General features: G+C 57.7%; 25 protein-coding genes and 4 tRNA genes. 14 read left to right on the top strand and 15 right to left on the bottom strand.

What is annotated here, in order from left to right; genetic code table 11:
* Positions 1 to 67 precede the first annotated feature (67 nt).
* From B348_RS0122050 to mgtE, 6 genes are all read left to right on the top strand, one after another.
* The gene (locus B348_RS0122050; RefSeq protein ID WP_017738212.1) at positions 68 to 1,309 is read left to right on the top strand and encodes an aspartate kinase; all 1,242 of its coding nucleotides are present in this window, start codon (positions 68 to 70) and stop codon (positions 1,307 to 1,309) included.
* Between the two features lie 178 nt (positions 1,310 to 1,487).
* Positions 1,488 to 1,676, top strand: a complete 189-nt coding sequence (gene csrA, locus B348_RS0122045) for a carbon storage regulator CsrA (RefSeq protein ID WP_003175645.1) — start codon at positions 1,488 to 1,490, stop codon at positions 1,674 to 1,676.
* Positions 1,677 to 1,738: 62 nt separating this feature from the next.
* A tRNA-Ser gene (locus B348_RS0122040) sits at positions 1,739 to 1,829 on the top strand.
* A 107-nt stretch (positions 1,830 to 1,936) separates the two neighbouring features.
* Positions 1,937 to 2,013, top strand: a tRNA-Arg gene (locus B348_RS0122035).
* Positions 2,014 to 2,085: 72 nt separating this feature from the next.
* Positions 2,086 to 2,162, top strand: a tRNA-Arg gene (locus B348_RS0122030).
* A 349-nt stretch (positions 2,163 to 2,511) separates the two neighbouring features.
* Complete coding sequence (gene mgtE, locus B348_RS0122025; RefSeq protein WP_017738211.1) at positions 2,512 to 3,954, top strand: magnesium transporter; 1,443 nt, start codon at positions 2,512 to 2,514, stop codon at positions 3,952 to 3,954.
* A gap of 104 nt (positions 3,955 to 4,058) precedes the next feature.
* Here the strand turns inward: mgtE and B348_RS0122020 are convergent, their stop codons facing one another.
* The 3 genes from B348_RS0122020 to B348_RS0122010 all read right to left on the bottom strand — a co-directional run bounded on the left by B348_RS0122020 (position 4,059) and on the right by B348_RS0122010 (position 5,195).
* Positions 4,059 to 4,385, bottom strand: a complete 327-nt coding sequence (locus tag B348_RS0122020; protein ID WP_003193592.1) for an Arc family DNA-binding protein — start codon at positions 4,383 to 4,385, stop codon at positions 4,059 to 4,061.
* Positions 4,386 to 4,777: 392 nt separating this feature from the next.
* A complete protein-coding gene (locus B348_RS0122015) occupies positions 4,778 to 4,957 on the bottom strand; it encodes a PA3371 family protein (RefSeq protein ID WP_017738209.1) in 180 nt (59 codons plus the stop codon).
* A gap of 10 nt (positions 4,958 to 4,967) precedes the next feature.
* The gene (locus tag B348_RS0122010; RefSeq protein WP_026136983.1) at positions 4,968 to 5,195 is read right to left on the bottom strand and encodes a hypothetical protein; all 228 of its coding nucleotides are present in this window, start codon (positions 5,193 to 5,195) and stop codon (positions 4,968 to 4,970) included.
* A gap of 325 nt (positions 5,196 to 5,520) precedes the next feature.
* On the opposite strand from B348_RS0122010, the gene B348_RS0122005 reads away from it, so the two are divergent.
* Positions 5,521 to 5,597 (top strand) — tRNA-Arg (locus B348_RS0122005).
* 326 nt (positions 5,598 to 5,923) lie between these two features.
* Positions 5,924 to 6,358: a hypothetical protein gene (locus tag B348_RS0122000; protein ID WP_017738207.1), complete on the top strand. Its 435-nt coding sequence runs from the start codon at positions 5,924 to 5,926 to the stop codon at positions 6,356 to 6,358.
* 165 nt (positions 6,359 to 6,523) lie between these two features.
* Here B348_RS0122000 and B348_RS1000000131645 read toward each other — a convergent pair whose 3' ends face one another.
* From B348_RS1000000131645 to B348_RS0121970, 8 genes are all read right to left on the bottom strand, one after another.
* Positions 6,524 to 6,886: a hypothetical protein gene (locus B348_RS1000000131645; RefSeq protein ID WP_157356549.1), complete on the bottom strand. Its 363-nt coding sequence runs from the start codon at positions 6,884 to 6,886 to the stop codon at positions 6,524 to 6,526.
* A 120-nt stretch (positions 6,887 to 7,006) separates the two neighbouring features.
* Entirely contained in the window at positions 7,007 to 7,186 is a 180-nt protein-coding gene (locus tag B348_RS1000000131640; RefSeq protein WP_157356548.1) for a hypothetical protein, read from the bottom strand.
* 12 nt (positions 7,187 to 7,198) lie between these two features.
* Positions 7,199 to 7,522, bottom strand: coding sequence for a hypothetical protein (locus B348_RS0121990; RefSeq protein ID WP_017738205.1), 324 nt, complete (start codon positions 7,520 to 7,522; stop codon positions 7,199 to 7,201).
* Positions 7,523 to 8,527 (bottom strand): hypothetical protein, encoded by a 1,005-nt coding sequence (locus B348_RS0121985; RefSeq protein ID WP_017738204.1) that lies wholly within the window; start codon positions 8,525 to 8,527, stop codon positions 7,523 to 7,525. It lies immediately after the preceding gene.
* A gap of 213 nt (positions 8,528 to 8,740) precedes the next feature.
* Positions 8,741 to 12,268, bottom strand: coding sequence for a plasmid replication protein, CyRepA1 family (locus B348_RS0121980; protein WP_017738203.1), 3,528 nt, complete (start codon positions 12,266 to 12,268; stop codon positions 8,741 to 8,743).
* Between the two features lie 3 nt (positions 12,269 to 12,271).
* Entirely contained in the window at positions 12,272 to 12,616 is a 345-nt protein-coding gene (locus tag B348_RS0121975) for a hypothetical protein (RefSeq protein WP_157356547.1), read from the bottom strand.
* Between the two features lie 2 nt (positions 12,617 to 12,618).
* Positions 12,619 to 12,819, bottom strand: coding sequence for an AlpA family phage regulatory protein (locus tag B348_RS1000000132290; RefSeq protein WP_081609275.1), 201 nt, complete (start codon positions 12,817 to 12,819; stop codon positions 12,619 to 12,621).
* Between the two features lie 300 nt (positions 12,820 to 13,119).
* Positions 13,120 to 14,544, bottom strand: a complete 1,425-nt coding sequence (locus tag B348_RS0121970) for a tyrosine-type recombinase/integrase (RefSeq protein ID WP_026136981.1) — start codon at positions 14,542 to 14,544, stop codon at positions 13,120 to 13,122.
* 473 nt (positions 14,545 to 15,017) lie between these two features.
* On the opposite strand from B348_RS0121970, the gene B348_RS0121965 reads away from it, so the two are divergent.
* Positions 15,018 to 16,397 (top strand): MFS transporter, encoded by a 1,380-nt coding sequence (locus tag B348_RS0121965; protein ID WP_017738200.1) that lies wholly within the window; start codon positions 15,018 to 15,020, stop codon positions 16,395 to 16,397.
* Positions 16,398 to 16,458: 61 nt separating this feature from the next.
* Here B348_RS0121965 and B348_RS0121960 read toward each other — a convergent pair whose 3' ends face one another.
* From B348_RS0121960 to flgA, 4 genes are all read right to left on the bottom strand, one after another.
* Complete coding sequence (locus tag B348_RS0121960) at positions 16,459 to 17,208, bottom strand: flagellar brake protein (protein WP_026136980.1); 750 nt, start codon at positions 17,206 to 17,208, stop codon at positions 16,459 to 16,461.
* 96 nt (positions 17,209 to 17,304) lie between these two features.
* A complete protein-coding gene (locus B348_RS0121955; protein WP_017738198.1) occupies positions 17,305 to 17,775 on the bottom strand; it encodes a flagella synthesis protein FlgN in 471 nt (156 codons plus the stop codon).
* 48 nt (positions 17,776 to 17,823) lie between these two features.
* Positions 17,824 to 18,147, bottom strand: coding sequence for a flagellar biosynthesis anti-sigma factor FlgM (flgM, locus tag B348_RS0121950; protein WP_017738197.1), 324 nt, complete (start codon positions 18,145 to 18,147; stop codon positions 17,824 to 17,826).
* A 141-nt stretch (positions 18,148 to 18,288) separates the two neighbouring features.
* Complete coding sequence (gene flgA, locus B348_RS0121945; protein ID WP_032865061.1) at positions 18,289 to 19,053, bottom strand: flagellar basal body P-ring formation chaperone FlgA; 765 nt, start codon at positions 19,051 to 19,053, stop codon at positions 18,289 to 18,291.
* A gap of 94 nt (positions 19,054 to 19,147) precedes the next feature.
* Between flgA and B348_RS0121940 the strand changes: the two genes are divergently transcribed.
* The 5 genes from B348_RS0121940 to flgD all read left to right on the top strand — a co-directional run bounded on the left by B348_RS0121940 (position 19,148) and on the right by flgD (position 22,873).
* Positions 19,148 to 20,080, top strand: coding sequence for a chemotaxis protein CheV (locus tag B348_RS0121940; RefSeq protein WP_026136978.1), 933 nt, complete (start codon positions 19,148 to 19,150; stop codon positions 20,078 to 20,080).
* A 42-nt stretch (positions 20,081 to 20,122) separates the two neighbouring features.
* Positions 20,123 to 20,950, top strand: coding sequence for a protein-glutamate O-methyltransferase CheR (gene cheR / locus B348_RS0121935; RefSeq protein ID WP_016979774.1), 828 nt, complete (start codon positions 20,123 to 20,125; stop codon positions 20,948 to 20,950).
* A gap of 332 nt (positions 20,951 to 21,282) precedes the next feature.
* The gene (gene flgB / locus B348_RS0121930) at positions 21,283 to 21,690 is read left to right on the top strand and encodes a flagellar basal body rod protein FlgB (protein ID WP_017529461.1); all 408 of its coding nucleotides are present in this window, start codon (positions 21,283 to 21,285) and stop codon (positions 21,688 to 21,690) included.
* 3 nt (positions 21,691 to 21,693) lie between these two features.
* Complete coding sequence (gene flgC / locus B348_RS0121925) at positions 21,694 to 22,137, top strand: flagellar basal body rod protein FlgC (RefSeq protein WP_017738193.1); 444 nt, start codon at positions 21,694 to 21,696, stop codon at positions 22,135 to 22,137.
* A gap of 16 nt (positions 22,138 to 22,153) precedes the next feature.
* On the top strand, positions 22,154 to 22,873 hold the full coding sequence (flgD, locus tag B348_RS0121920) for a flagellar hook assembly protein FlgD (protein ID WP_017738192.1): 720 nt from the start codon (positions 22,154 to 22,156) through the stop codon (positions 22,871 to 22,873).
* Positions 22,874 to 22,883 lie beyond the last annotated feature (10 nt).

Below are 22,883 nucleotides of genomic sequence, written 5' to 3'. Positions count from 1 at the left end.
TGGGCGCGCGCAGGTGCTGGAAGATTGGTTTATTGGGCGCCCCTTTACGGGCTGAGGCGGCTTAGAAATGGCTTTGATCGTACAGAAATTTGGAGGCACCTCGGTCGGCTCCGTCGAACGAATCGAGCAGGTGGCCGACAAGGTTAAGAAATTCCGCGATGCCGGCGACGACCTGGTGGTGGTGCTGTCGGCCATGAGCGGCGAGACCAATCGCCTGATCGACCTGGCCAAGGCTATCAGCGGTGATCAACCGCCGCTGCCGCGTGAGCTGGATGTGATTGTGTCCACGGGTGAGCAGGTGACCATCGCCTTGCTGGCCATGGCGCTGAACAAGCGCGGTGTGCCGGCGGTGTCCTACACTGGCAGCCAGGTACGCATCCTCACGGACAGCGCACATACCAAGGCGCGCATCCTGCAGATCGACGATCAGAAAATACGCACTGATCTGAAAGCAGGGCGTGTGGTAGTTGTAGCAGGCTTCCAGGGTGTGGACGAGCACGGCAACATCACCACCCTTGGGCGTGGCGGTTCGGACACCACCGGCGTGGCGCTGGCAGCGGCTCTCAAGGCCGATGAATGCCAGATCTACACCGATGTGGACGGCGTCTATACCACGGACCCGCGTGTGGTGTCCGTGGCCCAGCGCCTGGACAAGATCACCTTTGAAGAGATGCTGGAAATGGCCAGCCTCGGTTCCAAGGTGTTGCAGATCCGCGCGGTGGAGTTCGCCGGCAAGTACAACGTTCCGCTGCGCGTATTGCACAGCTTCAAAGAGGGTCCGGGCACCCTCATTACTATTGATGAAGAGGAATCCATGGAACAGCCGATCATTTCCGGTATCGCTTTCAACCGTGATGAAGCCAAGCTGACTATCCGTGGCGTGCCAGACACCCCGGGCGTGGCTTTCAAGATTCTGGGCCCGATCAGCGACGCGAATGTTGAAGTCGACATGATCGTGCAGAACGTTTCCCACGATAACACCACCGATTTCACCTTCACCGTGCACCGCAACGAGTACGATGCGGCGCTGAAGATCCTGGAGAACACTGCCCGCGAGATTGGTGCGCGTGAAGTGGTCGGCGATACCAAGATCGCCAAGGTGTCGATCGTGGGCGTGGGCATGCGTTCCCATGCCGGCGTTGCCAGCCGCATGTTTGGGGCCCTGGCCAAGGAGAGCATCAACATCCAGATGATCTCCACGTCGGAGATCAAGGTCTCGGTAGTGATCGAAGAGAAGTACCTGGAGTTGGCTGTACGCGCGCTGCATACCGCGTTCGAGCTGGACGCTCCGGCCCGACAGGGCGAGTGATGCAGTAATGCCAGGAAGGCGCGGTTTACCGCGCCTTTCCTTTTTTTGTAGGGCGCATGTTCTTTTGCGTGGGCTCGACAATACTTAGGCGGGTAGGGCTATGGCCATCAGGTTGTAGGTCGAACGCCTTTTTTTTGCAGACTGTTGTTCCTGAACTGAAATGCGTGAGGAGAAAGGTATGCTGATTCTGACTCGTCGTTGCGCAGAAAGCCTGATTATCGGTGATGGCGAAATCACCGTGACCGTGCTCGGCGTCAAAGGCAATCAAGTGCGTATTGGGGTTAACGCTCCGAAAGAGGTAGCGGTCCACCGCGAGGAAATCTACCTGCGGATCAAGAAAGAGAAGGACGAAGAACCAAGCCTTTAATTTTTATCGTTTTTTATGTTTGCAAACGGGGAAGAACGTGGTTAATATACGCCCCGTGTTGCGGAGAGCTGGCCGAGTGGCCGAAGGCGCTCCCCTGCTAAGGGAGTACACCTCAAAAGGGTGTCGGGGGTTCGAATCCCCCGTTCTCCGCCATTATTTGCTTAGTACGTTGCAATCTGGTTTTTTCGTAAGTTGTTGAAAATAAACGAAAAAATAGCTTTACATAGAGATTGAACGGCCTATAATGCGCGGCAACAAATGCACTCGTAGCTCAGCTGGATAGAGTACTCGGCTACGAACCGAGCGGTCACAGGTTCGAATCCTGTCGAGTGCACCATTTAAGAGTCAGTTGCAGCAATGCAGGTGACTTGGCTCCAACCAGTTGTGATCTGGTCTAAAAACACAATCTGCACTCGTAGCTCAGCTGGATAGAGTACTCGGCTACGAACCGAGCGGTCACAGGTTCGAATCCTGTCGAGTGCACCATACAAACAAAAAGCCCGCCTAGTGCGGGCTTTTTGCCGTCTGGGGTTTGAGTAGGATTTATCCCAGGTCTTATCTTTTCTCCTACGTCATGTGTTTTCCTTTCGGGCTGCGTCGTCGCAGTTCATAGATCCAGCCGTTGCTCAGCTTTTGCTCGCAAGCGCTTGTTCTTTCCAGTTTTTTGACGTTTAAAGCGGTCGGGCGGTGTATGATTGCGCCCGTCAGCCCCGCCGGGGCTTGTGGAATACCTCCATGGACTTACCCAGTAGTGACTCAGTACCCCGTTTTACCAATCATGAATTGACTGATTGATCCTTCCGGCGTGCCCCGCTGCTGGGAGTGGAGTTCGCCTATGACCGAAGTAGAAGTAAAGAAAACACAAGAAAGCCTGCAGGATCGCCTGGCTCAAGTCATCGAGCTGCTGCAGCGCCAGCGCGTGGTCGAAGACCTTACGCATCGCCAGGAAGGTCCGAACCACGACCGCGTCGAAAACCTGGTTCACCGACAAAACCTCGTCGAGCTGCAACGCAAGCTCGATGACCTGCACTCCGCCGACGTCGCCTACATTCTCGAAGCCTTGCCCCTCGATGATCGACTGACCCTCTGGCAGTTGGTCAAGGCTGATCGCGACGGCGACATCCTTCTCGAAGTATCCGACTCGGTGCGTGAAACCCTGATCGCCGACATGGACGATCACGAGCTCCTGGCTGCAGCCAAGGAGATGGATGCCGACGAACTCGCTGACTTGGCCCCTGAGCTGCCGCGTGACGTCGTGCATGAGCTGATGGAAGCCCTCGATGGCCAGCAGCGTGAGCGAGTACGCTCCGCGCTGTCCTATGACGAGGACCAGGTCGGCGCCCTGATGGACTTCGAGATGGTCACCATCCGCGAAGACGTCAGCCTGGAAGTGGTCTTGCGTTACCTGCGTCGCCTCAAGGAGCTGCCAGGCCACACCGACAAACTGTTCGTGGTGGATTACGAAGGCATCCTCAAGGGCGTGCTGCCGATCAAGCGTTTGCTGGTCAATGACCCGGACAAGAAAGTCGCGGATCTGATGGCCAGTGACACGGTAAGTTTTCATCCGGACGAAGATGCCTACGAAGCGGCGCAGGCGTTCGAGCGTTATGACTTGATCTCGGCCCCGGTGGTCGACAAGAACGGCAAGCTGATTGGCCGTTTGACCATCGATGAAATGGTCGACTTGATTCGTGAGGAAAGTGAGACTGAAGTCCTCAACATGGCGGGTCTGCGTGAAGAGGAAGATATTTTTGCCTCGGTCTGGCGCTCGCTGCAAAACCGTTGGGCCTGGTTGGCCGTCAACCTGATCACTGCTTTTATCGCATCGCGGGTGATTGGCTTGTTCGAAGGCTCGATCGAGAAGCTGGTGGCGCTCGCGGCACTGATGCCGATTGTGGCCGGGATCGGCGGCAACTCGGGCAACCAGACGATCACGATGATCGTGCGCGCCATGGCACTGGACCAGGTGAGTACCGCCAATTCATCGCGACTGCTGCGCAAGGAGCTGGCGGTGGGCTTGATCAACGGCCTGGTGTGGGGTGGGGTGATCGGTGTGGTGGCTTACTTGCTTTACGGCAGTTGGTCGCTTGGCGTCGTGATGACGGCCGCCATGACGCTCAACCTGCTGCTGGCGGCGCTGATGGGGGTGTTGATCCCGATGACCCTGGCGCGCCTTGGGCGCGATCCTGCCATGGGTGCCAGCGTGATGATTACCGCCATGACCGACAGTGGCGGCTTCTTCATCTTCCTGGGTCTGGCGACGATCTTCCTGCTCTGATCCTGACCCAAGGGGGCAACTCTGCCCCCTTTGCTGCGCTTCCCTGCTCAAATTTCAAGCAAAAAAAAGCCAGCACATAGCTGGCTTCGGCTTTCAGTTGTCTATCAATTGGCTTCTGCGGCCGCCTCGACGTCGTGCGCGATGAGCGAGACGAGAGCATTTTGCTGGCGGTGGGAGAGCTGACGAAAACGCTGCAGCAGTTCGCGTTCGTGCAGTGACAGCTCGGGGCTGTCCAGGCGCATGCTCAACTCTTCGCCCAACGCACCTTCCTGAATAAGGCTTTGCTCCAGGCGCGCGATGATTTCGGAGTTCATGCTGCGGTGATGATTGCGAGCCACCTCGGCAATGCGTTCCCGCATTCCGTCTGGCAGACGTACGACGAACTTGTCAGCCGTACGGCTGGAATAAATTGCCTGTTTCAATGGGCGCATATATTTAACCGGTTAGTTCAGGGGAGCGGTTTTTGGAATTGGCCGCAAGCGATGAGAGTTAAGACAAGGCTCACGACCAAAGTTCAACCTGAATTGCAAAGAGGCCGCATCATGCCTCAGATTTGCCAGTTCCTTGGCGTCAATTCTGTGACAAATATTGAACTGCCTAAAGGCTTAATGCCAGCACTGATTTGCTTTTTTGCGGACTGGTTGGAAAACTTTTCGACGAAAAACTTCATCCAGCAATTTTCGCCCACACCCCGGCCACAAAAGGGCTGGAGGGCGCACATCGTATAGCAATGTGGCCTTTTGCCCTTGATTTTAAGACTAGTGGCAATCTGCCGATTTACTAGCGCGAGGCGACATAAGGTAGGCGATGGGGAGGGGGCGGTTCAGCGCAATACAGGGTCGAATTTGATCCGCCGGCCGACGATGAGGGTCAGCAAGAGCAGGCTCGCAAACACACCGCTGGCAATAAAGGATGTGGTTTGCTCATCCTGGGTGTTGAGGTTAAGTCCCAGAATGGCAGTGGCCAAGGTCATGCAAAGGAACAGCCAGGCAGGCTTGCTCATGGGGGTGCCCTCAGAAAACCCAGTGTTCGGAGGAGGGCGCTGCTTGAGTGCCCTGTGTCAGGTGGATGTCGGATTGTGGCTTGGCGGTCATCACCGCCAGTTGCGGGCGCTGTTGCAAGTGGTGTGGCACCGGTTGGCGAAGCTGCGCGGTGTCTTCGTTGTTGCTCGATTGGAAGTGGAACATCACCAATGCGGCCAGGGCCACGGCGTTGAGAGCTAACAGAAGCGCGCTGTTCATGATCATGTTCTCCGTGGCTGGTGTGGCCAATTGGCTGTTGTAGGGGAAGTATTGCAGAACCCGTGCCAATGTTTTATTTCAATAAAATCAGTGGCTTAGGTGTTGTTTAAGGGGCTATTTCCTTGCAATTTGCAATGATGGCATTTTGGCGGAGTGCATTTTGCACGATGGCGCCAAGTGCCCGGATTTGCAGGGGCAGGCCGTAGTCACCCAGGCAGGCGGCGGCCTACACTCAAAAAGCCTACGGACGACATGACAAAACCCACCTTGGCCGTTAACATGCACGCCGTCCGTCGCACTGCCCCTGGCGCAGTGGCTGTCATTTGTCCCAGTAGCTCAATTGGATAGAGCATCCCCCTCCTAAGGGGAAGGTTGGCAGTTCGAACCTGCCCTGGGACACCATATAATTCAAGGGCTTGAGCGGTTTTCCTTTGGTGAGCGAGTTTTTAAGCCTGTATTTTCCCCGTTCATTCCCCGTTTCTAGATGGCGTCCTCTCTGCAGGGGGAGCCTGATTTTTCTTTCCCCAAAGCCTGCCTTCGGTAAATTTCTCACTATTGATTGAGCGGTTTGATCGCGACCCAGAAAGCTGAAGGCCCATATTTGCAGGCCTGTGCGTTCTTTTAGGTCGCGACATGTGATTTCACGCACCGCAGTGACATGGCTGGTTGCCACCATTTGCAGGGTACATCAGACTGCGGACTCAAAGTCTCTGAGCAAGGATGATGGAATGGAAGAGTTTCTTTACACAAATTCTGAAGCTGCGAGTAGGGATCTCAATCAACGCCAAAAGCAATACGATAAAGCTTTGCAGGCGGTCGCCGATGTTATGGACCTTTGGCGAGATGTGGCGCCTAAGACTCTGCAATCTGTGATTGTCTTTGACAGTGAGGTGGCGGAGGGGGCGTTAATTTCAGGTTCCATTTTTGGTCAACCTTTTAAAATTAACGCAGTGCCGCATATCCGGGGCGATGCTGTCGTAGCGAAATGTATTGTTTCTGCCGTGGATCATGCGGGGGACATGCACGTTCGCGGTATTTTCTTGTATGCCCGTGATGAGGATGTTCTGTCGGAGAACGGACAGGTTGTCGTTTCTCGTGCCGTAGCACACCCACACTATCTATGGCTTTGTAATTTGATTGGCGCGTTTATTCGCACCTTTTAATTATTGAGAGCAGACTAACTAAATCATGCTTCCCGGCTGCACGAAGCGCCGCCGCTGCAAGCTCCAGGGCATTGCGGCGGCGCACCTCCGGGTCGTCCCGCAGAAGCTTTGGGCCTAGCAGCTGGGACACGCAATCGTCCCAGCTCTGTGGCTCAGCTTTCTCGCTCACAGGCCAAAACCTGGCGCGTCGATGTTGCCAATCAGGCCGCCATTCTTGAGCATGTCACGGCGAGCACGCTGACCAGCGCTACAGCTGCGGCTTGGCTTCCATTTTGGCCGGTTCGATTGTTCTGACAAATGTTCAGCGTCGGCGTGTTCTAGCAGAGCACTACTGAAACGAGTTGCGAGGGTCTTCGCTGTGTCGCCGCCTCGGCGTAACTCTGCCAGGAGTTCGGAAACTTCAGGGCACAATGGCTGGCGTTTTAGGACCGTTTTTAGCGCTCTGGCATCTGCAAGCAATTTAGCGGCTGCTTGCTCGATTTGGAGTTGATGAGAGAAAAGCGATTCGAGGGTTTGTGCGGTTTCCATAACTGGTCTACTCAAAAAAACCGGCGCTGCTGGCGCATCGGTAGGGAAATTAGGGGCCCCGTTGTGTCCGCAGGTGGGGCCATTCCTGCTCACCATCGCTTCTGAGGCAGCAGTGATTCTTTAAGCTTGTTGCGAGTCGAACCCGGCGCGCATTGCGCGGGATGCAACTTGAGTCATGGACACGTTAAAGCCTGTCTCTTTCGCGATCCTGGCTTGCTCATCGTGCAGGCGCCGTTCCAGGTCCGCATCAAGCAGCACGGTCAGCTTTACAGGTTTCATTGCCTTCATCTGTGCTTTCATTTTCTTCACCAATTACCAGGAATGAACCCAGTTTTTCTGCAACTTCGCGCTGTTGTTCCCAGTCATCCGCAAATGATTTCTCACCTTGCTGGACAGGTAGCGGGTGGCGCGCTGCAGTTGTGTTTCAGTCAGTTCAGGGAACATCCGTGACAGGCGTTCGCTATCCTCGTCACCATGCACCCAACCTTTCATGCCAGCCGGTTGAACCACAACACGCGGATCACCGTCCTCGCCAGGCTGGCGAACGTAAACATTCGCGCCGTCTAGGGCTGTCAGAACTTCAGCAGGTAGGGCAGTGGCTTCCGCCACCTCGCCTTCCTTCCACTTGGCGCGCATTTACGCGCTGACCTTGAAGAACGCGCCAGGCATTGGCAGCAAGGCTTGCATGTTCACCCAGCAAGTCAGGATCAATTCGCCCTGCTTATTGGTGCGCTCTGCGACCAGACGGATGTCCTCATGGACGGCCACAGCAGCGCGGTTGAACGTGCCAACGATGGTTTCAGCGACAGTTGGCGTCAGCTCAGCCAGTACGCCAGCGGCGCGCAAGGTGCCGTCTTGGCCAACGGCTGTGCCAGCGCCAGCAGTGCCAACCAGGGCGCGAAGCTCGGCAAACTCGACGCCAAGTGCGGCGGCAGCGCCGAGGCTGAAGGTTGCAGGGGTGCCAGCGACAATAGCCGAAAGCAGGGTGGCGTCGGCGGCGCGGGCAATGCCCAGAGCGATGCTGACCAGGGCGCTATCAGCCAGTTGGCCGCTTTCGTATGCCTTCTGTTCTGCGCGGCTCAGCGCCACACGAAACCCCAGAGCGGGAATGGTTTCCAGGTCAATCAGGTCGCGGTGAACCGGCAGGGCGCTATTCACCAGATCATCACCGTCATCAACAACAGCAAAATCGGCCGCTTCGATCACGGTGTAACCCGCGTTGCGGCGCTGTAGGGCGATGCCACCACCAGGCACGCTGATTGCATCATCGGCTTCGTTCACCAGGATGATACGGGCACCGGCCTGAGCTACGCGGCTCGATTCCAGGAGGACGCTGCTGAAAGTGGTTTTCTTGCCTGCCTCGGTGCCGACCGGTACGCGAACCTGGTTCAACCCTTGGCTTGCGAGGAACGGTGGCAGGCTCAGTTCGCGGAGGTTTAGTGTGCTGACACTGGCCGGAACCCTGGGCATTACGTGGCGCACGTCGCCTGCATGGTCATAGGTGACGCTTGCGCCTAGTTGGCGTTTGGCGTCTTCAAATAGTTTGAGAAGTTCGTTCATTTGGTCGCTCGGTTTTTTGATGAAGTGTCGGCCTAGATTCTGACCTTTACCGAGCGCCTGCTCCTCTTGGGCTTTTTCCACTTATATGAAACTACTTCATCGTGTTGCTGGCTGTACGGTTGGAACGCCCTGTGTTTTCAATGCCTGCATTAGATTCATTCATGTTCAGATATAGTTGTTAAACCGGTTTTGAAAATGCACCCAGATATGGATTGTCGCGACTCCTATGGACCCACAGGGCCTGCCGCCCGAGAGAGGACCCGGATTTTTCCAGGTCGTTGGCCGGTCCTCTCGTCACGCCGCGCACCGCTCGACGAACACCAGCTTGAACCATAGGGCAGTGGACCTAGCACCCGCAGTGGGGCCTCGGCTATTCAGGTGGGCAAGAATTAGCGCCTCGGCCCGATGCGTTGTCATTTGGTCTATTTCAGCGATCAGCTGATTACGGATGGCGAGCCAATGAGCGTCATCCTCGCCGCGACTGAACAGTGCCACTTGCCCTGTTTTCCCGTAAGTAATAACACCGCATCTGGCACTGTTTCGACGCTCGGCCCAGCCTGCCGTTACCTGAAAAGCAGCCTCTTGTAGTTCGTAACACTTAGTTCCAGCCCACTCATTGCGACGGCGTTTCAGCTCCAGGCCCATAGCGCGAAATATCTCACCAACGTCCTTCTGCGGCGCCTTCGGCATTGGGAAGGGTTTCTGCTCGCCATCCTTGTTGTTGCCAGTGGATGATCCGAAGCGCGAAGGAACGATGCCCAACCAGGCCAGCAGGTGTCTGCGGTCTATGGCTCGATGAATCAATTGGTCTGCAGTGTCGTCATCAACCCTAAGGCCTGGCCGAATCTCCACGTCATCAAAAAAGTCACGGTATGCGGTCACGCGGGCGCGAGTGAAGCGACGCTGGGTCATGTGCTTGGCATCATCGTTATGCTCAGCCAGGCCAAATACGGCAGCGCTAAAGCGATCCAGGCGCCGTGGGCCTCTGCCATCGTCCCAAATGTCCAAGGCATCGTCGGAAACGTCGGTGATGCCCAGCGCGTGACGTATGGCGTGCTTGGTCAAGGCATCCGATTGCTCTTGCGTGCGATGCTCAGCGCTGCGCAGGCGTCGTGCTTCGTCGTCGTTCAGGTCGCTGGCACCCAGAATTGCGGCGCGGCGTTCGTCTGCCAGCTCAGTGCGCAGTGCCTTCAGTTCATTGGCGTCCGGTGCGTCAGCTTGCATTTGCAGGCGCTTTAGGGAAAAGCCAGCGCGCTGCAGTACCCAGATCAGGCCAGCAGCGAAGTCGGCGCGGGCATTGGAGTTATCCGCCCGAATGTCAGCCACGAACCCGTCAAATTTAGTCGCAGCGGCGGCTGTGCCTTCAGCAGCGGCAGCGGCTTCCATGCCCTGCAGCATGGCTTCGGGATCGTCCAGGCCGCGCATGGTGTTTGCCACCAGGGCGACGGACCAGCTTCTTAGGTAGCGCACGCGACGCATCATCTGCGCGGCGTCGGCAGGTGTGATTGCGTGACCGCCACCGATGAAAAAGCCATGATGGAACCAGGCGCCAGCTGCCTTGTGTTCGATGCTCAGGCCTGAAGAAATAACGGGCGAATGCACGACCGCGTCGTAGGTGCGCGAAACGGCTTCAGGGTTCTGCCAGAAGGCTGACTGCTTGCTGTTGCCGCGATTGCTCGCAGTAACGGCCAGAACACGGGCGCCGGTCGATTCCAGCAGCCTGGCAACTTCAGCAACGCGCTTTTCAGACTCACAGCTCACCCATATGCGCTGACCATCAGTCACACGGGCGCACATTTCGCCATAGGCTGCGGCAACAGCGTCGGCGCCGTAGCCAGTGCCAGCGCTCAGGCCTTCGTTGCGTGGACGAACCTCAATAATGCGGAATTGCTCTCCAGGTCTGCAGGACTCCAAGAACTGCACAACACGGTCATCCATGCCAGCATCGGCGCCGATCACGCAACGGGCACGGCTCACCAGGTCGCGCAGGTACTGGTAGACCTCGGCGTTGGTACCTTCTTCAGTACGACAGGTTTTGTCGGATTCGAGGAAGCGCAGAACCTGGGCGATTTCATCCACGAACAGGTAGGCGCATTCCCTGATAATTTGCGCATGGGCGCCCTTGGTGATGCTCGGCAGGCAGGTGGCCAGGGCTCGAACTGACCACGCGGTTTCCTGGGTCACGTCGCCGTAGTGGTCACAGCTCAGGCGCTCGGCCATTTCAGCGACCAGGCTGCGGCGGTGGCAAGTGGCGATGAAGCGGCCATGTTGGCGCGCCCATGCTGCAAATGGTTTGCCGACGCGCTGGGTCTTGCCGCTCGCCATCGGTGCCCACAGCAGGACAACGCCCTGGTAGTCGTCGGCGCCCAGTTCTGGCAGTTCGGTGCGGACTTCGTGCCGGTGCCGACGCAGGATTTCCGGCGATACGGTCACATGCGACAGGGCGCGCTTGTGGCGCTGATTGTTCCAATGGGTCAAAGCGCGGCCCATGGTGGCAACGGTTTCAGGGTGCAAACGGTCGGCTGCGGCGTGCTCGATACGCTCCAGCAACTCGCCCAGAGTCATCTGCGTCGGGATCGTCACGGCGCGCTTGCGGCAGATAGCCCACGCCAAGGCAGCGGCCTGCAGTGGGTCAGCCTCTTTTGCCAGCTTGTTGAACCAGACCTGTTCACGGCCCAACAGCTCGATACGCGGGAGGTTTGCTAAGTCAGTGAATATGGGCAGAGAGAGACGAGGAGGGTGGTCCTCGGCTGGCTCTTCACGCACAGGTGAAAGGGCACACGCCAGCAGCTCTGTCACCGAAGCTAAGCCGAAGCGTGCAGCGTGGTCGTTCCAGTCGTCGCCCACAGTCGGCGGCATAACGGATGGCAGGCCGGTAGCTTCGGCGCCTTTCTGCCCTGCGCCCTTTGCGTCATTGTCGGCGGCGACTGCGTTTAAACGGCCCGGTAGCTCGGCAGCTACGGTAGCCATGTTGCCAGCGTCGAAGGCGATCAAGACAGCGGCACCGGTGGCGGCATGGATCGTCGCGGCGGTGGCGTAGCCTTCGGCTAGCCAGGCTAGACCAGTACCCTCGATGCGGTGGAAGGTGCCCTGTTTACGGCCTCCCATTAAAAACCGTTTCTCGCCGTCATCACTGATGCGCTGCACGTTAAAAAGTGAGCCGTCCACGGCTACCATGGGCACCAGAATTTCACCACGGCGCGCCACTGTCACAGTCTGCCACTTGGCTTTTTCATCGTTCCAAAGGCGGGCGCGCTGGCTGATGGTCACCACGCGCAATCCATGCGCCTGAACCCGTTTGACGGTCAGGTAGGCATGTCCGACGCACGGCGAGGCAGAAGCCCACACCATGGCGGCGGCTTCTGCGGCAGCCTGGCGGCCAGCCTGACGCTGTTCATCGTTGGCTGCGCGTTTGGTATGGGCTTCGGCTTGCAGTTCGGCAGCTCGGCGGCGGTACTCTTCACGGCGCGCCTCATTTGCGGCGCCTGACGCATCTTCATTGGCCGAAGCCTTCCAGTCCTGAAAAGCCTGGTCGCGGGGTTTCCAATAGACAGAGCTCCGACCGATAGCGGTGAAGGTGATCGAGGGCCAAACGGTGCCGTCGTTGTCGGTGACCCACTCGCCCCGGTAGGATCGAGTTTTATTGTTCTTGCCGTCCAGCTCGGGCAGTTTGTGCCACTTGCCGTCCAGGTCGGGCATGGCATCCAGCAAGGCGCCAACGCAGGCTGCCGCCGCCTGGGCATCTTCGATGTATCTGGAAAGGGTATCGAGCGGCGATGGGTAGCGCTCGACCACCCACGCTGCGAACTTGGATTGCTTCATGCTTCAGCCTCGCTGGCGCAAGGAATGGAGCACGTCCAGCCAAATGCGTTCTGCGTCCAGACGACTAATAGGCCAAGGCTGATCTTTAGGCGCCATCCGTGCCAGGTCTGCGATGATGCCCTGAATATAATTGTCGTTGGGCGTTGCCAATAGAATGGCTTCGATAGCCCACCAGGTGTGCTGGATGCGTAGGGCGTCAAGGCGTGGTTGTGCCGGGTAGCGGGTTTGACGTGGCGCAATGACCATGTCCGCTAGCACCTTATAAATGCGTTGGAATCTGACAGTTTTATATGGATTTCGAGCTGCACGATTCCTGCCAGCAAGGTGCTGGCCTATGCGTTTAGACATGATTAGACCTCCCCGATTAGGGGGCGGCTGTTGATCCAGCTGTTAACTTCAGACTCCAGCCAGGCAGTACGGCGGGGACCTATTTGCCGACCAGCCGGAAATACACCATCACGACACCAGCGCCACAGAGTAATGCGGCTTATGCCGACCAGGGAGCAAACAGTTTTTGGAGGGAGCAGGCGTTCGGAATTATGAGTTTGCATGCGATTGGCTCTCTACGAGCCGAGGCGTTGCGCAGCTATTGCTTGTGAGCTACGATTATCAGGCGTGACCAACGCACTGAATTGCCTCGGCGAATCAGTTCGGGGCTAGGAGGTGAGATTCCTAGGGTCCCCATCATTCAAGAGGCCAGCCAACGTGCTGGCCTCTTTCGTTTCAGAGCTTATCACTCAATAAAAACTGCACAACTTACTGATTTTTAACGGGAAATAACTCTAAATCATCCTACATCACTGCACATAATGTGTACGGGTGAAAAAGCTTTGAACTGTATTGGTGCTAGTTTAAGTGCGGGTGAGTTTTCGTCGTTTTGCCAAAACAATGACATTGGTTTCGGCTTTGGATTCACCAGAAACAAGGCCATCCAGATACTCGCCCCACATAAGCAGTGCTGCGGTCTTTTCAGGCAAATAAGTATTGCGGTCGTAGTATTTTGCCTGGACCCCTGTACGCCCATGTGACAGCAGCCACGCACGAACTTCAGTTGATATGCCATTTGCCGCTAGTAACGTTTCGCACGTCGCCCGTACTCGTTGCCAGCTGAAGGGCGCAGTCTTGCCCGCAGCTACCAATGCCTTGCTCGCGTCGCTGAAGATGCGCGATACCGTGTCGCGGTGCGCGTTCATATCTCGAGCTAGCGCAAACGGGCCAGGTCCGATGCGATCAGCAAGAAGGGGGGAGATGATTTCGCTGATGCGGGGGGTAATTGGCAGAAGATGCTCCCAAGCCTCGGCTTTTTTGCCCTTTGCATCTAACAGGGTTATTGAGTCGTCAGTGATGTCATTCCAGTTTGCGGCCAGTAGTTGTTTTATGCGCTGTCCTCCCAGATAGACAAGCGCTTTTGCGATGGCCTTTTTTCTCTCTGGAAGCGCGTCCAGATAGCGGAGTAACTCAGCGAGCTCGACAGGGGCGAGTGATTCGGTATTTCCTCCCTTTGCATCCTCAATTGGTGGTATCAGTGCTGCTGGATTGGAACTGACAGCAAACTGTTTGCTGCCTTCTTTCCCTCGCTGGCCTGTAGCCAAGTGTGATGCAGCGGCGTGATTGAATGCTGTTCTGATATACCGCCGTAATTCATCAGCAGTGCTGCGCATGTTGGATGCTGGGGGCTGTGCCTTGTGTCCTATGCCGCGTGGTTTGGGCTTGCGCTCCAGCACGTCGTCGAGAAGGTCAGTTATATCTGCGGGCTGTATCTCGTTGGCGTATCGCTGTGCTAGGTCTGGGCGCAGCTCCAGGACGTTTACGCGGAACAGTGACCGCACTTTGCTCGCGCTCGCCTTGCCCTTTTGGTCCATATAGCTCAGATAATTTTCCAGCAGGTCGCCAAACGTCCCCCGCTTAGCCTCGGCCTCGGCCAATATTTTTTGCTTGGCGCGATCTGCAGCGGCCTGGGCTTTATCTTCGTTTTTTAGTTCCAGGTATTTGGCGAGACTTCCGGCGCTGGACGCCTCAGAAGATATCCTCAGGACTTCAGCGCGAATGTCATCGAGCGTTCGCTCATCAGTACCAAGCTTTGGCTTTTTCGACAAAATGCCGACTTGCAAGCGCTTGTCACTGCTCTGCGTGCGCTCCCGGTAATAGGCGAGGATTACCCCTGACGCTTTGCGTTCTAGTAGCAGAGTTCCTTTCCCCCTTGACCCCACCGGCTCAGATTGGCGAGTTTTTACGGCATGCGCTTCCATTTCAGTGAGGCGTGTTCGTTTGGCCATATCCTTCCCCGTTTTCCCCGTTCGTTCCCCGTATCGCATGAAAAGTCATGCTATCCAGTGAAACGAAGGAATACAATAGAAGGCCTTAAAGCGCCGTAATTATTGGGTGTGGCGTGATTTTCGGTGATTCCTTGAAACGATGAGAATCGTTGTAACTACCCCCTCCTAAGGGGAAGGTTGGCCGTTCGAACCGGCCCTGGGACACCAGATCCAAAGCCCCGCACAGATTCTTCTGGCGGGGCTTTTTTGTGCGCGCTTTCCAAGATGAGTCGAACCTTGCCGGTGTTCAGGGTTCACAGCAGGTGCGCGATGTATTTATCGCAATCTGTGTACCTTGCAAGCCGTCGGGCAGCGTCTGACGGTTAGGCAAAATAATCCCCGGAAACAGCATTTGCCGCCTGTCCGGACCCGCCACCCAGGACTATCATGCCGATAGCCCTGTCCCTCACTGCAAGGAGCCGCTCGGAACGCCGATGCGCCAGATCTGGAAATCTTTTCGAGCCCTTTATTTTGCCTCCTTGATGATGCTGATCGGCTCCGGCCTGCTCAGTACCTACCTGGCCTTGCGCCTGGCGGCCGACCATGTGGACAGCCTGTGGGTCGGTGCGTTGATGGCGGCCAACTACTTTGGCCTGGTGCTGGGCGGCAAGATCGGGCACCGCCTGATCGCCCGGGTCGGGCATATCCGTGCGTATGCTACCTGTGCCGGGATCGTCGGTGCGGCGGTGCTGGGGCACGGGCTGATCGACTGGCTGCCGGCCTGGATTGTGCTGCGGATCATCGTGGGCCTGGGGATGATGTGCCAATACATGGTCATCGAGAGCTGGCTGAATGAGCAGGCAGACGCCAAGCAGCGTGGCGTGGTGTTCAGCGGCTACATGATTGCGTCCTACCTGGGGCTGGTGCTCGGCCAATTGATCCTGGTGATGCATCCCCAGCTCGGTCTGGAATTGCTGATGCTGGTGGCGCTGTGCTTTGCCCTGTGCCTGGTGCCGGTGGCGATGACCCGGCGGATTCACCCGGCGCCGCTGCATCCTGCGCCGATGGAGCCGCGTTTCTTTATCAAGCGGGTGCCGCAGTCGCTGAGCACGGTGCTGGGCGCGGGGCTGATTGTCGGTTCGTTCTACGGTCTGGCGCCGCTCTACGCCTCCCAGCAAGGGCTGACGACCGAGCAGGTGGGTCTGTTCATGGGCTCCTGTATTTTTGCTGGCCTGCTGGTGCAGTGGCCGCTCGGCTGGTTGTCCGACCGTTATGACCGGGCCTTGTTGATTCGCTGTTTTGCCTTGTGCCTGGCGGTCGCCGCGTTGCCCCTGGCGATCATGACGCAGGTGCCGCTGGAGGTGCTGTTCGTGGCGGGCTTCCTGTGTTCGCTGGTGCAGTTCTGCCTTTACCCGTTGGCCGTGGCCTTTTCCAACGACCATGTCGAGGGGGATCGCCGCGTGTCGCTCACCGCGATGCTGCTGGTGACCTACGGTGTCGGTGCCAGTATCGGGCCGCTGTTGGCCGGTGTGGTGATGAAGCTGTTCGGCAGTCAGATGCTCTACGCGTTCTTCAGCTTGTGTGCGCTGATCCTGGTGTGGCGTATCCGGCCGAAGGCGGTGACCAACCTGCATCAGGTGGAGGATGCACCGCTGCATCACGTGGCGATGCCGGACAGCATGTCCAGTTCGCCGCTGGTGGCGGCCCTTGATCCGCGGGTGGATGAGGCGGTGGTGCAGGAGCAGATGCAAACCACGGTGGTGGAGCCTGAGACCGAGTCACAACCACCGGCTGATGAGCCCTTGTTCGAAGGGCCGCCGGCGCCCCAGGGGCCGGACGAGCATCCCCATGAGCTGAGCAGGGCGCGCCCCTGAACGCAAAAACGGGCAGACCCCATCAGGATCTGCCCGTTTTTTTTGCAGCGTGTCTTAAGGCTTAAAAGTCGTCGTCTTTGTCAAAACGCCGCGCTTCGCGTTGCAGCTGGTACACAAAACGTTCGACCTGGCGCTGCACCAACCCGCTCATGTTGTGGAAGCGCACGCCGGCAAAGGTGGTGTTGATCTTCTCTTCGAAGTGCAGGTAACGCAGTTCGACGGAGGTGGTCATGCTGCCAAAGGGCAGGGCGGCGATAAAACGATCGTAGACCTGGCCCAGTTGCAGGCGCTCGGAGATGTCGCCTTCAAAGCGCAATTTGCAGCCGGTGGCGGAGATGTCCAGCAGTTTGCCGCTGACCGGTGCCTTGAGCTTCTCGCCGCCCAGCTCGATGTTCACCAGTTGCGCCAGCTTCAGCGCGGCGCGGAAGGCATTGCGGCGCTGATGGTAGACCACCTCGTCCGGCATGCTGCCGGTGTAGATACGGTGGCCGTCTTTTTCGCTGACGGTGTAGGTGCCGTTGCTTTCCCACGCGACGCGAACGCCTTCGTGGAAGCCTTCGATACGAAACGGTTCGCCGCTTTCGAGGAAGCGCTCGCCATCGCGCGGGATCATTTCGTCCAGTGCCAGGGTCTTGCTGTCCCGGTCGATGTCCACCAGGTAGCTTTGGAAGCGCTGGCTGCGTTCGTGGAAGGTGATGATCAGCGGGTCGTGGCTTTCTTGCAGCATCCGCAGGGTGCCGACAATTTCCAGAGGTGTAGTGAGTACCTTGGGTGGCTGCGGTGTATCTTCCGCATTAAGGGCGTTGAACACGGTTCTTCCATCTCCAGACAAAATACGACTACACGCAAGAACCGGCATTTTGCCAGCATGTAGCGCGCCTTGGATAGGGCGCGCTGTAAACCGGCGTCAGGCTTGGCTGCGGGTGCCTGGCTTGACCAGGCGTGAGGTGGAGCCTTGGGCGTTGTACAGGGCCGGTGGCTCGCCGCCATGGAGTATACGCAACTGGTTGGCGGTGGTGGCTTGCTGCAGTTGGATCGACTGACCGTTGAGCAGGTTGGCTTCCTGGCATTGGCTGAGCAACTGGTTGAGTGCCTGGCTCTGCGCCAGCAATTCGTCGCCGACGGAGGAATGACTGGCCAGTTGGGCAAGGCCGTCGTGATCGGTGGGCAGGCCGAGGCTGGCCAGGATCTGGCTGCGCTTCTTGCCATGCTGTTCGAGGAGCACGATGAGCGACTGTTTGCGCGCCAGGATTTCTTCCAGCAGGCGCATATCCCGACCGTAGAGGGCCAGGGATTCTTCTTTCAGCAGCTCGAGCAATTGTTGCGTCGGCGCCAGATCATCAATGATCAGTTGAAGCAGGGTTTCGTCGTGGTGCATGGCTGGCCTTGGGTTTTAAGCGTCCAAAAGCCCGGCGCAGGCCTTTGCCTAGCGCTCGGCTTCGAAGTTAAGCAGCTTGCTGGCTACACGGTTGCTGTCGACTTTATAGCTGCCATCGGCGATTGCCTGTTTCAACTCGGCCACACGGGCGCTGTTGACTACCGGTTGATCGCGCAGCGAGTCAGTGACCTTCTGCAACTGTTGAGCCTCATTGCTCAGGTGTACGGATTCCCCGCTTTGGCTCGCGCCGGCCTGTTCTGCCTTGGCGGGCAGTGGCTGGGACTTGGCTTCTACGCTGTCCTTGGCACCGGTGGTGCGCGTAGAGCCGGGCAATGCCTGGGAATTATTTAAACGACTGAAATCGATGACCATGATAAAAAACCTCTGGGTATTTGGACGCTTGCCATGTTTTCGGCCATACCCGGACAAACTTTAGGCTCGATTGACAATAAACCTGCCTGTGCGGACGTCTAGCGCACAGTGTAGGAAAAGCTGGCGCCTGATACCAGTTCTCTATAGGGCCACCTCGACCTGGCCCGGTGCCGTCACCCGTGCCTTGATCACGCGGTTGGAGTTGAGGTTCTTGACCCTGATCTGTTCACTCATGCCGCCATTGGACAGCGCTTCCCCCGGCATTTTTACCTGCAAGGCACCGCTGCTGGCGGAAATCACCACCTGGTCGCCCTTGCGAATGACCTCGGCCTGTTCCAGATGCACCAGGGTGATGACCTGATCGGTGACCACTGGTCGGGTCAATTTTTGCCCGACGGCCTGATCGACCGAAGTGAGATAGCCCTGGCTGATCTGGCTGATATCGCGTTCACGCAGCACAACGTCTTCAAAACCGATGATGCCGGTACGCTTCAGCGGCCGCGCCACCACCACCACATCGCGGAACAGTTTGACCTGCGCCGGCACGAATACCGTCCACGGCGCAGCGCCCTCGCAACGCACCTTCACGGTCACGCGGCCAATCGGCTGGGCGGGGCTTTCCAGGGTGGCTGTCAATTCCTTGTCGCACATCGGCATGCGCAAGCGCGGGTCGAGTTGGTTGACCTGGATTTCATATCGCCCGGGTGTCTGGGTGGTCGCCAGATAATCTTCTACAGTGAACTCAAGAAACCCTTGGGTGACGCCGATAAGTAGATCAGGCAAGGTGACGTTGTCCGCGCGGGCCGTGGCGCCCAAGCCCAGGGCAAGCAGCGCCAGCGGTACGCAAAACAAGCGGCAATACCGTGTCAGGTCAAGGTGTCGGGAAACTGTCGTTTTAATATCCATGACCAATAAATAGCAAAGCTCGTGCCGTTTAGTGTTGGGTGCGCGTCACTGCCCTTATAGGTATGGCCAAAGGTTTTAGCGTGGGAGTCAAGGCATGGCAGGAGTAATGGATTCAGTAAACCAGCGCACACAGCTGGTAGGGCAGAATCGCCTGGAGTTGTTGCTTTTTCGCCTGGATGGCAAACAGCTGTACGGCATCAACGTGTTCAAGGTGCGGGAAGTGTTGCAGTGCCCCAAGCTGACGATCATGCCCAAGTCCAGCCCGGTGGTGTGTGGCGTGGCCAACATCCGTGGCGCGACCATTCCGATCCTTGACCTGTCCCTGGCTACCGGCTCGGCAGGTTTGCAGGACCGCGAAAACCCTTTCGTGATCATCACCGAGTACAACACCAAGACCCAGGGTTTCCTGGTGCGCTCGGTGGAGCGCATCGTCAACATGAACTGGGAAGAGATCCATCCGCCGCCCAAGGGCACCGGCCGCGATCACTACCTCACGGCGGTGACGCGGGTGGACAACCAGTTGGTGGAAATCATCGACGTGGAGAAAATCCTCGCCGAAGTGGCGCCCACCTCGGAAGCGATTTCCGTCGGTGTGGTCGACGCCGAGACGGCGCACAAGGCGATCTCGCTGCGCGTGCTGACGGTGGACGACTCCTCGGTGGCGCGCAAGCAGGTGACCCGGTGCCTGCAAACCGTCGGCGTAGACGTGGTGGCCCTCAATGATGGGCGCCAGGCGCTGGATTACCTGCGCAAACTGGTCGATGAAGGCAAGAAACCGGAAGAAGAATTCTTGATGATGATTTCCGACATCGAGATGCCGGAAATGGACGGATACACCCTCACGGCCGAGATACGCAACGATCCACGCATGCAAAAATTGCATATCATCCTGCATACTTCATTGTCGGGCGTATTCAACCAGGCGATGGTCAAGAAGGTCGGTGCTGATGACTTCCTGGCCAAATTCCGTCCGGATGACCTGGCAAACCGGGTTGTCGACCGGATCAAGGCAGCAGATCACGGCTAGGGGATTTCCCCTGGCGGTCACACGATTTAAGAGGCGGTATCATTGTCTACGGGTAATTTGGATTTCGAACAGTTCCGGGTCTTCCTGGAAAAAGCCTGTGGCATATTGCTCGGTGAAAACAAGCAGTACCTGGTATCCAGCCGTCTCAACAAGCTGATGGAACAGCAGGGCATCAAGTCGTTGGGCGAGCTGGTTCAACGTATCCAGGGGCAGCCGCGCAGCGGGCTCAAGGAAATGGTGGTCGATGCCATGACCACCAACGAAACCCTGTGGTTTCGTGACACCTACCCGTTTGAAGTGCTCAAGAGCAAAGTGCTGCCGGAAGCCATCAAGGCCAGCCCGGGCCAGCGCTTGCGCATCTGGTCGGCGGCCTGCTCCTCGGGGCAGGAGCCGTATTCGATCTCGATGTCCATCGATGAGTTCGAGCGGACCAACATGGGCCAACTGAAAGCCGGTGCGCAGATTGTTGCCACCGACCTGTCCGGCACCATGCTCACCAACTGCAAGACCGGCGAGTACGACAGCCTGGCCTTGGGCCGAGGTTTGTCCCAGGAGCGCCTGCAGCGTTACTTTGACCCGAAAGGGGCAGGGCGTTGGGCGGTCAAGGCGCCGATCAAGAGCCGCGTGGAGTTTCGCTCGTTCAACCTGCTCGACAGCTACGCCAGCCTGGGCAAGTTCGACATGGTGTTCTGCCGCAACGTGCTGATCTACTTCTCGGCCGAAGTGAAGAAAGACATCCTGTTGCGCATCCATGGCACGCTCAAGCGTGGGGGCTATCTGTTCCTCGGTGCTTCCGAAGCACTGAACGGTCTGCCGGATCATTACCAGATGGTGCAGTGCAGTCCTGGGATCATCTACCAGGCCAAGTAAGGATCAAACATGTGGGAGCCAGGCTTCTGTGGGAGCTGGCTTGCCTGCGATAGCATCACCTCGGCCTAACTGAAAAACCGAGGTGTCTGCATCGCAGGCAAGCCAGCTCCCACATAAGCCAGCTCCCACATTTTTTTTGCGGCAATGCTTCCCCGAGCGGCAATCCCCCATTGCCGCTTTACTGGCACCACGCGGAAACCCATTGCCGCTTTTCTGGCATTGCCGCCCGGCAATCTCCCCGCAAAGCCCTGAAATACGGGCCTTCGAAGAATTGGCACACACCTTGCTATAACCCTGCTAACGAACAGCAGGTCAGCCTAAAGGTTTCCGCCATGAGCATCAGCTTCGATAAAGCGCTCGGTATCCATGAACAAGCCCTGGGCTTCCGCGCCCAGCGTGCCGAAGTCCTGGCCAACAACATTGCCAACGCCGATACCCCGAACTACAAGGCTCGGGACCTGGACTTCTCCGCCGTGCTCGCTGCACAGCAGGACAAGACCAAGAACGGCACCTTTGCCTTGAACATGACCAACAACCGTCATATCGAAGCGCAAGGCCTGAGCAGTGGGGACGAGTCGCTGCTGTATCGCACGCCGATGCAGCCGTCGATCGACCAGAACACCGTCGACGCCCAGCTGGAGCAATCGGCCTACGCCGAGAACTCGGTGAACTTCCAGGCCAGCTTTACCCTGCTCAACAGCAAATTCAAAGGGCTGATGTCAGCCCTGCGTGGAGAGTAAGCCATGTCCCTGTCCAGTGTTTTCAATATTGCCGGTAGCGGCATGAGCGCGCAGACCACGCGTCTGAACACCGTTGCCAGTAACATCGCCAACGCCGAAACCGTGTCGTCGAGCATTGACCAGACCTACCGCGCCCGTCACCCGGTGTTCGCCACCATGTTCCAGGGCGGCCAGGCCGGTGGCAGCGATTCGCTGTTCCAGGACCAGGGCAATGCCGGCTCCGGCGTGCAGGTGCTGGGCGTGGTCGAAGACCAGAGCAACCTGGAAGCCCGCTACGAGCCTAACCACCCGGCCGCGAACGAAAAGGGTTACGTCTACTACCCCAACGTCAACGTGGTCGAGGAAATGGCTGACATGATTTCCGCCAGTCGCTCGTTCCAGACCAACGCGGAAATGATGAACACCGCCAAAGCCATGATGCAGAAGGTCCTGACCCTGGGTCAGTGATAAGGGGCGCCAAATAATGGCCATTGTTGATACCACGACCAACACGGCGGTCCAGGACCTTTTCAACACCAAGGTCAAGACCGCAACAAACAATGTGGCGAGCACCGCCACTGCGGCCACGGGCAACCAGTCCCTGGGCAAGGATGCGTTCCTGCAACTGCTGGTCACCCAGCTGAAGAACCAGAACCCGCTGTCGCCCCAGGACAACGGCGCGTTCGTCGCCCAGCTGGCGCAATTCAGCAGCCTGGAAGGCATCAACACCCTGAACGACTCGGTGAATGCGATCTCCAGCAACTTCAGTTCGTCGCAAGCGTTGCAAGCGTCGTCGCTGGTGGGGCGTTCGATCATCACCCAGACCGACAAGGCCTTGGTGGATACCAGCAAGAGCATGACCGGTTCCGTCGCCGTCACCTCGGCGGTGGGCAACGTCTCGGTGAAGATCACCGACAAAGACGGCAACGTGGTGCGCACCGTCGATATGGGCGCGCAGAGCGCCGGTACGGCCGACTTTATCTGGGATGGCAAGAACGACAAGGGTGAGGTCGCTGCGGCGGGCACTTACACCTTTACCGCCACCACCAAAAATGACAAGGGCGACGCGGTCGTCCTGGCGACTTCGCTGCCAGCCACGGTTACCAGCGTGACCTTGAGCAAGACCGGCGGCGAAATGCTGCTGAACCTTGCCGGCGGCATGGGCAGCGTCAAGCTGTCGCAAATTCAGACTATCGGTACATAGAGCCGGCTAA

The organism is Pseudomonas sp. CBZ-4 (assembly GCF_000346755.1).
GTDB lineage: Bacteria > Pseudomonadota > Gammaproteobacteria > Pseudomonadales > Pseudomonadaceae > Aquipseudomonas.
The sequence above is the reverse complement of the archived record's forward strand: the minus strand, read 5'-3'. Positions and strand labels throughout refer to the sequence as shown.